At 64.2% G+C, this 13,671-nt stretch carries 8 protein-coding genes; 6 read left to right on the top strand and 2 right to left on the bottom strand.

Annotated features, from left to right (window positions below):
- Positions 1-62: 62 nt before the first annotated feature.
- Both AC1RRC_RS09650 and AC1RRC_RS09645 read right to left on the bottom strand, forming a co-directional pair.
- Positions 63-2,189: a UvrD-helicase domain-containing protein gene (locus tag AC1RRC_RS09650; RefSeq protein WP_493055173.1), complete on the bottom strand. Its 2,127-nt coding sequence runs from the start codon at positions 2,187-2,189 to the stop codon at positions 63-65.
- Positions 2,190-2,262: 73 nt separating this feature from the next.
- Complete coding sequence (locus AC1RRC_RS09645; protein WP_493055171.1) at positions 2,263-3,183, bottom strand: LysR family transcriptional regulator; 921 nt, start codon at positions 3,181-3,183, stop codon at positions 2,263-2,265.
- Between the two features lie 159 nt (positions 3,184-3,342).
- On the opposite strand from AC1RRC_RS09645, the gene AC1RRC_RS09640 reads away from it, so the two are divergent.
- From AC1RRC_RS09640 to AC1RRC_RS09615, 6 genes are all read left to right on the top strand, one after another.
- Positions 3,343-4,971 (top strand): GMC family oxidoreductase, encoded by a 1,629-nt coding sequence (locus AC1RRC_RS09640; protein ID WP_493055168.1) that lies wholly within the window; start codon positions 3,343-3,345, stop codon positions 4,969-4,971.
- Between the two features lie 10 nt (positions 4,972-4,981).
- Positions 4,982-6,955 carry an alkyl/aryl-sulfatase gene (locus AC1RRC_RS09635; protein WP_493055167.1) on the top strand — a complete coding sequence of 658 codons (1,974 nt, stop codon included), beginning with the start codon at positions 4,982-4,984 and terminating at the stop codon, positions 6,953-6,955.
- 174 nt (positions 6,956-7,129) lie between these two features.
- The gene (locus AC1RRC_RS09630; RefSeq protein ID WP_493055511.1) at positions 7,130-8,566 is read left to right on the top strand and encodes a coniferyl aldehyde dehydrogenase; all 1,437 of its coding nucleotides are present in this window, start codon (positions 7,130-7,132) and stop codon (positions 8,564-8,566) included.
- A gap of 23 nt (positions 8,567-8,589) precedes the next feature.
- The gene (locus tag AC1RRC_RS09625) at positions 8,590-10,236 is read left to right on the top strand and encodes a 3-(methylthio)propionyl-CoA ligase (RefSeq protein ID WP_493055165.1); all 1,647 of its coding nucleotides are present in this window, start codon (positions 8,590-8,592) and stop codon (positions 10,234-10,236) included.
- 54 nt (positions 10,237-10,290) lie between these two features.
- Complete coding sequence (locus tag AC1RRC_RS09620) at positions 10,291-12,255, top strand: DUF1302 domain-containing protein (RefSeq protein WP_493055162.1); 1,965 nt, start codon at positions 10,291-10,293, stop codon at positions 12,253-12,255.
- 11 nt (positions 12,256-12,266) lie between these two features.
- Positions 12,267-13,622 carry a DUF1329 domain-containing protein gene (locus tag AC1RRC_RS09615; RefSeq protein WP_493055160.1) on the top strand — a complete coding sequence of 452 codons (1,356 nt, stop codon included), beginning with the start codon at positions 12,267-12,269 and terminating at the stop codon, positions 13,620-13,622.
- Positions 13,623-13,671 lie beyond the last annotated feature (49 nt).

Below are 13,671 nucleotides of genomic sequence, written 5' to 3'. Positions count from 1 at the left end.
GTGATCACATTGCTATATTGGTAACTTTTTGCAAGTTGCCGCGCGAAGTCACCGCCCGCGCCTCAGTGCTGCAGCCAGCGCCGGAACGGTTCCAAATTCATGCCCGGTTCCACGTACCACGCCTTGCGCGACCAGTCGAACTTCGCACCGAGCGCCTTCACTTGCTGCGCTTCGTGGATGGTCGCACTGAGGTAACGGCGGGCCGGTGTCATGTCGCGCGAGGCGGCTTCATTGCGGGCCATCGCCTGTTCCGCCGCCGCGCCGATCGCATTCAATTTCAGGCGCGCCAGGTACGGGCTGCGGCGCTGCGCATCGTCCGGCGCAAGTAACGTCAGGCGCATTTTCGCGCGCGTGGCGGCCACATAAAACAAATTGTCTTCTTCGCGCGGATCGGCCAGCGCGGCCGGGAATTCGCCGGCTTCGAGGAAGGGCAGGATCACGTGTTCGTACTCCTTGCCCTTGGCGTTGACCGCGTAATCGATGGTCACCACGTCCTTGTCGCGCTTGCGCCCTGCGAAGGCTTCGGCGGCATTCAGTTCTTGCCAGAATCCGGCCAGGGTATGGCCCGATGCCTGCGCCGCCGCCATGAAACCTTCGATGGATTTCGCCACCGCTTGCGCGTCGTGTGGGCGCACGAAGATGCGGCGCGCCGCCAGTTCCAGGTTCATCGTCTCGCACACGGCGCGCAGCACTTCGTGCGCCGGGGTTTCCGGGGTGTGGCTGGCCGCGCAATCGATGGCGGCCTTGATCGGGCTCGGACGCCCATGATCGAGGTAGCGTTCATAAAAGCCGTCCAGCAGTTGCGGGTGCTTGGCGATATCGCGCTTGGCCTGCTCCAGCTGTTCATGCGAATGTTCCACTTCGCCAAACACCGCCAGCGCTTCCACGATCGCCATCCGCACGTCCTGCGACTTCACCGCCGCCAGGTCTTTCAAGGCAATCGCCATCATGCCGCGCAAGAACAGGATTTCATCGCGCTGCAAATAACCCGCCATCGGGGGCGTGCGGTAGCCGATTTTTGCGTGCATCAGCGCCTGTTCCACGGCGATGGCCTGGTGCCGGTCGCGCAGCAGCACGGTGCAGCCATCGATTGGATAGCCTTCTTTTTTCCACGCCTTGATGGCGGCCACGATCTTTTCGCCGCACCCGGCGGGATCGGCATACTGCGCCTGGCGGATTTCCGTATGCAGCGGCAAGCCCGATTGCACGGTCTTGGCCTTGAATTCCGCCATCGCCAGCGCCAGGTGCGGGCCATGGCGCCAGGTGATGGTCAGCGGATATTGTTTGACGTTGCCATGGTCGCGCGCAAAGCGGCTTTCCATGAATTCGCCGCTGGCGCCCAGTTTCGAGTGGATCACCTGGTCCTTGTCGCCCGCGCCGACAAACCAGCAATCGGGCTGCGCCAGCAGCGCCGACAGGATGCGGTAGCCCGCTTCATTCAGATCGTGCAATTCGTCACACACCGCCACGCGGTAGCGCGGCAGCGACCCAGCCGCCTCCGGCGCCTGCGCCAGCAGCTTCGCCAGGTCATAAGTGGCGTCGTATGGGCCGCGGAATTGCGCGCTGCCATCGCTGTCGCTGCGCAGCGTTTCATATTCAATCGTGGCCAGGTAATCGGCCAGCGGGGTTTTCAACAGTTCCGCTGCTTCTTCCACGCCGACATATTCCACGTCCACGCTGTCGAGCTGCATGGTGGCCTTTAACGCCAGTTGCACGTCGATGGCTTGCGACAGCGCGATGTTGTGGGTGCGGATATCGAGGTATTCGACCTGGCCCAGGTAGCGCTGGCCGACCCGGCGCAGCGCTTCCAGCAGCCATGGTTTCATGTCGCGCAAATGGCGCAGTCGGGCGACGTCGCCGTGTTCCAGGTCCGCCAGCGTCGCTTCCGCAAAATCTTCAAACGTCGCCACCCGCACGGCGGTCGCCAGCCCGTACGGAATGCCGAGGTCGAGCAGACGCTGGCGCAGCACGTCGCGCGCTTCCGGCGTGAACGTCAAGGCCAGGATCTGTTCCGGCGGCAAGCGGCGCGCCAGCGCTTCGCCGATGCGCAGCGCCAGGGTGGTGGTCTTGGCCGCGCCCGCGTTGGCGGCCACCAGCGAAATGCGGTTTTGCGCCAGCTGGATGGCGGCTTGCTCCGAGGTCGGAATCAAGCCCTGGGGGTGGAAGCGGGGTGCGGCGGTGTCGGACATGCGGAGGTCGGCGTTGGCGGAGAAAGGCGTATTATCGCCCGCCGGACAACAATGCCCAATATTCTCTCTATTCTCACTCGTGCAGGATGGTGGCCACCGTCTGCGCCGCCACTTCGCGCAGCGCCGCGATGGCGATCACCGCGCCGGGCGACATGGTGCGGTCAAACAGCTGCACCACGCCCACGTCCGTCGAAATGCCGGCCAGGCCGGCCACGTCCAGCATCGCCAGCTTGCCATCGCGCACGGCTTCCGTCACGGCGGCGTGCGTGGCCAGCATCACCATGTCGCTGTTGAGCGTGGCATGGACCAGCAACGGAATCTGGTCGCATTGCAAGCGCACCGGCAGCGGCGCGTCCTGCGACAGGCCGCAAATCTTGTACACCAGCGGCCGCACGCGCTCCGGCAAGGTCACGCTGGCCAGGCCGTAGTCCAGCAAATCCTCCACGCGCAGCGGCCGCGCCAGCAGCGGATGGCCGGCGCGCACCAGCAGGCAGCCATATTGGCGGAACAGCGGGGTGATCGTGATGTCCGGCGCCGGTTCGATGTCGTGCGTATCGGCGATGAAAAATTCCAGCTGCTCGCTGCGCAATTGCGCCAGCAACTGGCGCCAGTTGTTGGTGGCAATCGAAACACGCAAGCCCGGATGCCGCTCGCGCAGCAAATCCGTCAGGCCCGGCACCACGCTGGCCATCAGGAACGGGCCGGCGCCAAACGCCAGCTCGCCGCCGTCGCCGCTGCGCAGCAGCGCCATGTCGCGTTCCAGCCCCCGCATTTCATACGCGAGCTTTTTTGCGCGCGCCAGGAACACCGCGCCCACGCTGGTGATGGCGACATTGCGGTTGTCGCGGTCGAACAACAACACGCCCAATTCTTCTTCCAGGGTCTGGATGCTGCGGCTCAACGCGGGCTGGCTCAGGTTCACCTTGTCGGCGGCCCGGGCAAAGCTTTTTTCCTCGGCGACAGCCAGGGCGTGGCGGATGCGCTTGAAGTCCATGAGGCCTTATTGATGGGGTAATTGAGGCGGTGATTGATGCAAAATTTGGATCATACGCATAAATATAATGCAATTTACGCTGAAAAACACCCTCCCTATACTTTCCAACAAGGTCCGCGATCACATGACGGTACCTCAAAACAGGAAGGTCAGGAGAACATGCAGGAATTCGACTACGTAGTGGTGGGTGGGGGCTCGGCCGGCGCGGCGCTGGCGGGACGCCTGTCCGAAGACGCCTCGGTGACGGTGTGCCTGCTGGAAGCGGGCGGTCCCGATAAGAGTGTTTTTATTCACGCCCCGGCGGGCACGGTGGCCATGTTGCCACGTCCGCTCAATAACTATTGCTACCACACGGTGCCGCAGCCCGGCCTCAATGGCCGCATCGGCTACCAGCCGCGCGGCAAGACCCTGGGCGGCAGCAGTTCCATCAACGCCATGCTGTATGTGCGCGGCCACCGCTGGGATTACGACCATTGGGCCGGGCTGGGCAACCCGGGGTGGTCGTATGACGAAGTCCTGCCCTTCTTCAAGCGCTGCGAACACAACGAACACTTCAACGACGCCTATCACGGCCAGGGCGGTCCGCTGAACGTGACCTATCCGCGCCACGGCAGCCCCGTCAACCAGATGTTCCTGGACGCGGCGGCCGCCTGCGGCCTGCCGCTGACGCCGGACTATAACGGCGCGCAGCAGGAAGGCGCCTTCCTGTACCAGGTGACGCACAAGAACGGCGAGCGGTGCAGCTCCGCCAAGGCGTATTTGACGCCGAACCTGCAGCGCCCGAACCTGCGCATCATCACGCACGCGGTGTCGTCGCGCATCTTGCTGGAAGGCCGCCGCGCGGTCGGTGTTGCCTATCACCTTGGCGCGCAATCGCGCGAGGTGCGGGCGCGCCGCGAAGTGCTGCTGTCCGGCGGCGCGTTCGGTTCGCCACAACTGCTGATGGTGTCCGGCATCGGCCCGCGCGCCGAACTGGCGGCGCAAGGCATCCCGGTGGTGCATGAATTACCCGGCGTGGGCCAAAACCTGCAAGACCATATCGATTACGTCCAGAGCTGGCACGTGCCGGCCGACGACCGCACGTTCGGCTTGTCGATGAAGGGCGCGGCCTATATGGCCAAGGGCATGCTGGAATGGCGCCGTGAACGCACCGGCCCCGTCACGTCCACCTATGCGGAGGCGGGCGCCTTCATGAGTTCCGAGCCGGGCTTGCCGGCGCCGGACTTACAACTGGTGTTTGCGCTGGCGCTGGTCGACGACCATGCGCGCAAGGTGCACCGCGGCCACGGCTTCTCGTGCCATGTCGACGTGCTGCGTCCCTACAGCCGTGGCACGGTGGGCCTGGCCAGCCGCGATGCGCGCGACATGCCCCGCATCGATCCCGCCTTCCTGTCGGACGAGCGCGATGCCGCGCTGCTGTTGAAAGGCGCGAAAATGCAGCAGCGTATTTTCGAATCCGCGCCGTTCGATGCGATCCGGGGCGAGATGCTGTACCCGGTCCCGCCGGGCGACGATGCCGCGCTGATGCAGGATATCCGCAACCGTGCCGACACCCAGTACCACCCGGTCGGCACTTGCAAAATGGGCCCCGCCGGCGACCCGCTGGCGGTGGTGGACGAGCGCCTGCGCGTCCACGGCTTTGAAGGCCTGCGCGTGGTGGATGCTTCCATCATGCCCACGGTCATTGGCGGCAATACCAATGCCCCTTCCATCATGATCGGCGAAAAGGCGGCGCACATGGTGCTGGCCGACGCCCGCGAACAACAGGCGGCAGCAGCCGTCATCTGAGGAGAAATACATGAGCAAGATTTCGTACCAGCGCGGCGCGCTGGCGATGGCGGTCGCCCTGACGCTGGCCAATCCGGTCCATGCGGCCCATGCGGCCAACCTGCCGCAGCCTGCCAGCAGCCACACCACGCAAGCCAATAAAGCGTTCGGCGCGGCGCTGCCGCTGGCCGACCAGCAGGATTTCCAGGATGCGCAGCGCGGCCTGATCGCGACCCTGCCGGACCGCCTGATCAAAGCCGATGCGGGCGGCGTGGCGTGGGATGGCGCCGGCTTTGACTTCATCAAGGGCGAGGCGCCCGATTCCGTCAACCCGAGCCTGTGGCGCCAGGAAAAGCTGAACAACCAGCATGGCTTGTTCAAGGTCATGGACGGCTTGTACCAGGTGCGCGGCTATGACATTTCCAACATGTCCATCATCGCCGGCAAGGACGGCTGGATCGTGGTTGATCCGCTGACGTCGGCGGAAACCGCGCGCGCCGCGATGGAACTGGTGCAGCAAAAGCTGGGCAAGCGCCCGATCACGGCCCTCATCTTCACGCACGGCCACGTCGATCACTTCGGCGGCGTGCGCGGCATCGTCGATGAAGCCGACATCAAGTCGGGCAAGGTGCGCGTGGTGGCGCCGGAAGGTTTCATGGAATCGGTTGTGGCGGAAAACGTCCTGGCCGGCAACGCCATGTCGCGCCGCGCGCAATACCAGTTCGGCATGGTGCTGCCGTGGAACGCGCAGGGCGCGGTGGGCACGGGCCTGGGCAAGACCGGTTCCAAGGGCAATATCGGCATGATCGCGCCCAATGAAATCGTCTCGAAGACCGGCCAGGAACTGACCCTGGACGGCGTGCGCATGGTATTCCAGATGGCCAACGGTTCGGAAGCGCCGTCGGAATTCATGTTTTACCTGCCCGACATGAAGGCGCTGTGCTTTGCCGAAGTGCTCAACAACACGATGCACAACATCTACACGCTGCGTGGCGCCAAGGTGCGCGATGCGCTGGGCTGGAGCAAGTATATCAACGAATTGCTGGACGCCTACCCGGATGCGGAAACCGGCTTCGCCAGCCATCACTGGCCGGTGTGGGGCAAGGAGCGCGTGCGCGGCCGCATCACCAACCAGCGCGACATGTACCGTTTCATCCACGATGAAGCGCTGCGCCTGGCCAACAAGGGCGTGACGATGGCCGACCTGGCCAATGCGTCGTATTACCCGAAAGCGCTGCGCAGCGACTTTTCCACGCACGGCTACTACGGCACCCTGAGCCACAACCTGCGCGCCGTCTACAACTTCTACCTCGGCTACTACGACGGCAACCCGGCCACCCTGAATCCGCTGCCGCGCGTGGACAGCGCGCAGCGCCACGTGGCGGTGATGGGCGGTGGCGCCGCCGTGCTGGCGAAAATGAAGGAAGCGCATGGCAAGGGCGATTACCGCTGGGCGGTGGAACTGGGCAACCACCTGGTGTTTGCCCAGCCGGACAACAAGGCCGCGCGCGAACAGCAGGCGGCGTCGCTGGAGCAACTGGGCTACCAGGCGGAGTCCGGCGTGTGGCGCAATGAATACCTGACGGCGGCGCAGGAATTGCGTATCGGCGTCAAGAAATTCACCATCAACACGGCGGGGGCGGACCTGGTGCGCGCCATGCCGATGGAAATGCTGTTCGATTACCTGGCCGTGCGCCTGAACCATGAAAAAGCCGATGGCCTGGCGCTGGGCATCAATGTGCGCTTCACCGATACCGGAGAGCGCTATGCGCTGGAGCTGTCGAACTCCGTGCTGCACAACACCAAAGGCCGTGAACTGAAGCAGCCCAATGCGTCGCTGGAAGTGAGCCAGGCCGCCTTGTTCAAGCTGCTGCTGAAGCAGGCCACCCTGCCGCAGCTGATGCAGGGCGGCGAACTGAAATTGTCGGGCGACCCGCAAGTACTGGGCGCGCTGTTCGGCAAGCTCGATGAATTCGAGAACCAGTTCCCGATCGTGACTCCCTAACCGCCAAGCCGCGGGCGGTAATCCCCGTAGGGCGGTTTGGCGTGAAGCGCCAAGCCGCCGTGCGTGCGCCGTCGCTGACGCAACCAGCACCGGCCCGCACGCAATGGCGGCAAGCCTTCGGCTTACCGCCCTACAGCGCATACCAATAACTAATCGGACATACGAACCATGAACATGAGAGATGCCGGCGTGACGCAACTGGAAGCGGCATTTACCGCGTTGCGCGCCGCCAGCGCCCAAGACCGCACGCCTTTGTTTGCCACCCGCATGGACCGGCTGCGCCGCCTGCTGGCGCTGACCGTGCAGCACCAGGACCGCATCCTGGCCGCCATCAACGCCGACTTTGGCCACCGCTCCACGCATGAAATGCAGCTGGCGGAAATCTTCACCACCATGTCGGCGATCCGCCACAACATGCGGCACCTGCGGCGCTGGATGAAACCGCGCCGGGTGGCCACGCCGCTGCACATGCTGCCGGCCAGCAGCCGATTGCTGCGCCAGCCGCTGGGCGTGGTGGGCGTCATCGCGCCGTGGAATTACCCGTTCCACCTGGCGCTGGGCCCGGCCGCCGCCGCGCTGGCCGCCGGCAATACGGTGCTGATCAAGCCCAGCGAACTGACGCCGCGCCTGTCGCAGCTGCTCAAGGAACTGGTCGAGCAAACGTTTGCCGCCCATGAAATGGCGGTGGTGACGGGCGATGCGGAAGTTGGCGCGGCCTTTTCCGCACTGCCGTTCGATCACTTGTTCTTTACCGGCTCGACCCAGATCGGCCGCATCGTGGCGCAGGCGGCGGCGCGCAACCTGACGCCGGTGACGCTGGAATTGGGCGGCAAGTCGCCGGTCATCATGTCCGCCGATTGCGACTTCGACGTGGCCGCGCCGCGCCTGGCGTTCGGCAAGACCTTCAACGCGGGCCAGACCTGCGTCGCGCCCGACTATGTGCTGGTGCCGCGCCAGCGCGTCACCGAATTCGTGCAAGCCATGCAGCGCGCCACGTGCGCCATGTATCCGTCCGTGATGGACAACCCAGACTACACCGGCATCGTGTCGCAGCGCCATTACGAGCGCCTGGCGCTGCTGCAGGAAAACGCCTTGCAGCAGGGCGCTTCCGTGGTGCCGCTGACCGCCATGGAAAAGTCACCGGGCTTGCCGGGCATGTCCTGTACGCCTCGCAAGCTGGCGCCCGCGCTGCTGCTGAATGTGAACGATGGCATGCAAATCATGCGCGAAGAAATCTTTGGCCCGCTGTTGCCGGTGGTGCCTTACGACACGCTCGACGAGGCGCTGGCGTACATCAACCGCGGCGACCGTCCGCTGGCGCTGTACTGGTTCGGCAAGTCGCGCGCGGAACGCGAGCGCGTGCTGAAGGAAACCATCGCCGGCGGCGTGACCGTCAATGACGCGGTGTGGCACGTGGCGCAGGAAAACCTGCCGTTCGGCGGCGTCGGCGCCAGCGGCATGGGCAGCTACCACGGCGAACATGGATTCCGCACTTTTTCCAAGGAAAAGCCGGTGTTCCTGCAAACCCGCTGGAACGCGTTCGGCATCTTCCGCCCGCCCTATGGCCGCCTGTTCGAGCGCACGCTTGGCGCGCTGAAAAACCTGTTCTGACCTGAGACTATCGAGGATTAACCATGCTTGGATTGATGCAAGACCAGCCGCTGATCGTGTCGCACGTACTGCAACACGCCGAGCGCAACCACCCGAGGGCGGAGATCGTCACCCGTACCGTTGAAGGCCCCGTGCACCGGACCACCTACGGCGACGTGGCGCGCCGCGCGCGCCGCCTGGCCAATGCGCTGACCACCCTCGGCATCAAGCCGGGCGACCGTATCGGCACGCTGGCGTGGAATACCTACCGCCACATGGAACTGTATTTCGGCGTGTCCGGCATGGGCGCGGTGCTGCATACGATTAACCCGCGCCTGTTCCCGGAACAGGTGGAATTCATCGTCAACCATGCGCACGATGAATACGTGTTCTTCGACATGACATTTGCGCCGCTGATCGCGAAAGTCGCGCCGCTGCTGCCGAACGTCAAGGGCTTTGTCGCGCTGGCCGACCGCCTCACCGTCAATGGCCTGCAAATTCCCCGCTTGCTGTGCTACGAAGACTTGCTGGAAGGCGCCAGCGAAGACTACAGCTGGCCGGAACTCGACGAGCGCAGCGCCTGTTCGCTGTGCTACACGTCCGGCACCACGGGTAACCCGAAAGGCGTGCTGTATTCGCACCGTTCCACCGTGCTGCATTCGATGGCGATGTGCAGCGCCGATGGCGCGGCGCTGGCCTCCACCGATTCCGTGATGGTGGTGGTGCCGATGTTCCACGTCAACGCCTGGGGCTTGCCGTATGCGGGCGCCATGTGCGGCGCCAAGCTGGTGATGCCGGGACCGGCGCTTGATGGCGCCAGCGTCTACAACCTGTTGCGCGACGAGCGCGTTTCGCTGGCGCTTGGCGTGCCGACGGTATGGCTGATGCTGTTCCAGCACGTGGACGTGATGGGCTTGAACCCGCGCACCGAACTGCAATTGCGCCGCGTCGCAATCGGCGGCTCCGCCGTGCCGCGCACGATGGTGGAAGGCTTCATGAACAAGTTTGGCGCCAGCGTGCTGCACGCCTGGGGCATGACGGAAATGTCGCCGCTGGGCACCTTGTGCCGCCTGTTGCCCAAGCATGACAAGCTCGATGCGGAAGGCCAGATGCAAGTGCTGCTCAAGCAGGGCCGCGCGCCGTATGGCGTGGCGCTGCGCATCACCGACCCGGACGGCAATGTGCTGCCGCATGACGGCAAGGCGTCCGGCCACCTGAAAGTCAAGGGCCCGTGGATCCTCCAGCATTACTACGGCGCGGAAGGCGAGCAATTGCTTGACCAGAATGGCTATTTCGACACCGGTGATATCGCCAACATCGATGCCGACGGCTACCTGCAAATCACGGACCGCGCCAAGGATGTCATCAAGTCCGGCGGTGAATGGATTTCCTCGATCGACCTGGAAAACGCCGCCATGGGCCACGCGGCCGTGGCCGAAGCCGCCGTGATCGGCGTTGCGCATCCGAAGTGGCAGGAACGCCCGCTGCTGATCGTGGTGCGCAAGCCAGGCCAGCAACTGAGCCGCGAATCCATGCTGGCTTACCTGGACGGCAAGGTCGCCAAGTGGTGGCTGCCGGACGACGTCGTGTTCGTCGAGGAATTGCCGCATACGGCCACCGGCAAGGTGCAGAAACTCAAGCTGCGCGAACTGTTCAGGCATTACCGCCTGCCGCAATCCGAGGCGGCATAAGGCCGGCCCCCGGCACGCTCGGAATACAACGATAAAACCACCCCAGGAGAACCCATGAATCACGAAGTACAGCAATTACCGCAGCAGCGCGGCAGCCTGCGTCCGCGCGCCATGGCGGCCGCATGCGCCATGGCATGTGCGGCACTGGCAACGCTGGCCGCGCCGGCGCACGCCGACACCTTCACGCTCGACAATGGCGTGGAAGGCCGCTGGAACCTGAACCTGTCGCTGGGCCACAGCATCCGCACCGCCGACGCCGACAAGAACCTGCTGTCCAAGGCCAACGGCGGCACCGCCGGCAATGGCCAGGATGACGGCAACCTGAATTTCCGCAAGAACGATCCGATTTCCACCGTGGCCAAGGCGGTCGGCGAACTGGAACTCAAGCATGAGAACATCGGCATGCTGGTGCGCGCCAACGCCTGGTACGACTATGTCACCAGCAACAAGGGCATGCGCCATGGCAGCGTCAATAACGGCTATGTGCCGGGCGCGCGCCTCAGTGATGAAGGTTTCGACAAGCTGTCGACCTTCAGCGGCGTGGCACTCGCCGATGCTTACGTGTTCGGCAATTTCGACCTGGGTGGCAACCCGCTGCAAGTCAAGGCCGGCCAGCAAGTGGTGAACTGGGGCGAGAGCCTGTTCATTCCGGGCCTGAACGCGATGGGCGCATTCGACCTGACGGCGGCGCGCCGTCCGGGTGCGCAAGTCAAGGAAATCCTGCGTCCGCTGCCGCAACTGGTGGCCAATATGGGCCTGGGCAATGGCGTGTCGGTGGAAGCGTTTTACCAGTTCAAATGGAAGCGCACCGTGCTCGATGGCTGCGGCACGTACTGGTCGGTGGCCGATTCGCTGAATTGCCCGCCGGGCGCCGTGGTGTTTGGCGATTCGGTCGGCAGCGACCGCATGCAGTATGACGGCGTGCCCCTGCTGGCCAAGCTGCCGGCCGCGTTGCTGTCGACCGTGGGCCTGACCCCGGGTTCGCTGGTGAACTTCCGCCTGACCCAGGCGCCGCAAAAGCACACGCCGAAAGACAGCGGCCAGTTCGGCCTGTCCAGCCACTACTTCTCGGATGAACTGGGCACCGACTTTGGCGCGTACTTCGTCAATTACCATGCCCGCATTCCAATGCTGATGTCGGTCAAGGGCAAGTCGCCGATCCCTTCAGTGTTCTCGGGCGCCGTGGCCGACCTGGCCGCCAAGCTGCCGCCGGCCGCCGCCGCGCAACTGGGCTTGCTGGCCAAGATGCCAGCCTCGCAACTGGCATGGAACTACGACATCGAAAGCATCAAGGCTTTCGGCGTGTCGGCATCGACCACCGTGGCGGGCGTTTCGCTGTTCGGTGAACTGGTCCACACCCGCGACGTGCCGGTGCAAATCAACGTGCCGGACATCCTGGTCGGCGCCGCGCTGGGTATCGGCCCGCAAGGCTGGATGGCAAAGATGACGCGCGATCCATCGGTGACCGACGGCACTCTGATCGGCGGCTATGACCGCAAGAACAAGACGCAGCTGCAGGCGTCGTTCATCAAGCAATTCCCGCAAGTGCTGGAAGCCGATGCGCTCAACATCATTGGCGAAGTCGGCGTACAAAAGTGGAGCGGCATCGGTTCGTCCTATAACAGCACGCGCTACGGCCGTGGCTTCCTGTTCGGCTTTGGCGACTATACCGGCGTGCCATCGTGCGCCGGCGTCAACCCGTATGCCGGCTATTGCACTTCCGACGGCTACGCGACCCGCTCCGCATGGGGCTACCGCGTGCAGGCGGAGCTGACGTATCCAAACGTGTTTGCCGGCGTGACCCTGAAGCCGCGCGCGTTCCTGTCGCACGATGTCAGCGGTGTTTCCGCCGACAACACGTTCCTGAAAGGCCGCCGCAGCGCCGCCATCGGCTTGCGCGCCGATTACATGAACCGCTACTACGCCGATTTCACGTACACCCGCTACAACCATCACGCCAAATTCGATCAATTCCACGACCGCGACTATGCATCGCTGGTGGTTGGCGCCAACTTCTAAGGAGACCTGACATGAGCATGATGAATATTCATACCCTGCTGAAAGCCGCCGCGTTCGCAGCCCTGGCCACTTCCGGATCCGCGTACGCCGCGTTGTCCCCGGCCGAGGTCGAGCGCCTGGGCAAGGAACTGACGCCGGTTGGCGCGGAAAAGGCCGGCAACAAGGATGGCTCGATTCCTTCGTGGGAAGGCGGCATCACCAAGGCGCCGGCCGGCTTCGATCCGAAGGCCGGCTACGCCGATCCGCTGGGCGACGACAAGCCGCAGTACACCATCACGTCGGCCAACATGGCGCAATACAAGGACAAGCTGGCCCCGGGCCAGATGGAAATGCTGAAGCGCTATCCGACCTACAAGATCAACGTCTACAAGAGCCACCGCACGGCGGCCTTGCCGCCGTCGATGTATGACGCCATCAAGCTTGAGGCGGGCAAGGCGGAACTGGTGTCCGGCGGATCGGGGGTGCAAAACATCCAGAAGTCGTCGGTGCCATTCCCGCAGCCGAAGTCCGGCGTGGAAGCGATCTGGAACCACGTGATGCGCTACCGTGGCGGCAGCGTGCAGCGCTTCTCGACCGAGTTCCCGGTGCAGGCCAACGGCGCCTTCACGCCGGTAACCCGTTCGGAAACCATTGCCTTTGCCCACGCCATGGCCAAGCCGGAAGCCAACCGCCTGCTGTACTACACCGGCGCCATCACCGGCCCAGCGAGCATGGCCGGCGAAGCCATCATGGTGATCGACCCGCTTGACCAGGTGAAGGAAGCGCGCCTGGCCTGGTCGTACAACCCGGGCCAGCGCCGCGTGCTGCGCGCGCCGGACATCGCCTACGACTCGCCGGGCCAGGGCGCGGACGGCTTGCGCACCACCGACGATTACGACGGCTTCAACGGCGCGCCGGACCGCTACGAGTGGAAGCTGGTGGGCAAGAAGGAAATGATCATCTCGTACAACAACTACAAGATCACCAGCAAGAGCCTGAAGTATGCGGACATCGTGCGCCCGGGCCACGTCAACCAGGACATGGTGCGCTATGAACCGCACCGTGTGTGGGTGGTGGAAGCGACCCTGAAGGGCGGCAAGCGCCACGTGTACGGCAAGCGCATGTTCTACCTCGACGAGGACACCTGGCAGGTGGCGCACACCGATGCGTATGACGGCCGTGGCGAACTGTGGCGCGTGCATGAAATCGGCGCGATCCAGTACTACGACGCCTCGACGCCGTACATCGCGTATGAGACGCAATACGACTTGCAGGCGCGCCGTTACCTGTTGACGGGCCTGTCGAACCAGGAAAAACCGATCAAGTTCGGCCTCAAGCTGGAGCCGTCGTACTTCACCCCGGACAACCTGCGCCGCCTGAGCAACTGATCGCGGCGGCAACGGGCACCAACACTGCACTGCAGTGTCTCCTTTGCGC

This window comes from Pseudoduganella sp. GW821-FHT12E03, from assembly GCF_058807115.1.
This window is presented reverse-complemented; position numbering and strand designations above follow the sequence as displayed.

Coding starts and splice junctions, on each gene's coding strand:
- AC1RRC_RS09620 (WP_493055162.1), top strand. CDS start 10,291: ATGAATCACGAAGTACAGCAATTACCGCAGCAGCGCGGCAGCCTGCGT.
- AC1RRC_RS09630 (WP_493055511.1), top strand. CDS start 7,130: ATGAGAGATGCCGGCGTGACGCAACTGGAAGCGGCATTTACCGCGTTG.
- AC1RRC_RS09650 (WP_493055173.1), bottom strand. CDS start 2,189: ATGTCCGACACCGCCGCACCCCGCTTCCACCCCCAGGGCTTGATTCCG.
- AC1RRC_RS09615 (WP_493055160.1), top strand. CDS start 12,267: ATGAGCATGATGAATATTCATACCCTGCTGAAAGCCGCCGCGTTCGCA.
- AC1RRC_RS09645 (WP_493055171.1), bottom strand. CDS start 3,183: ATGGACTTCAAGCGCATCCGCCACGCCCTGGCTGTCGCCGAGGAAAAA.
- AC1RRC_RS09640 (WP_493055168.1), top strand. CDS start 3,343: ATGCAGGAATTCGACTACGTAGTGGTGGGTGGGGGCTCGGCCGGCGCG.
- AC1RRC_RS09635 (WP_493055167.1), top strand. CDS start 4,982: ATGAGCAAGATTTCGTACCAGCGCGGCGCGCTGGCGATGGCGGTCGCC.
- AC1RRC_RS09625 (WP_493055165.1), top strand. CDS start 8,590: ATGCTTGGATTGATGCAAGACCAGCCGCTGATCGTGTCGCACGTACTG.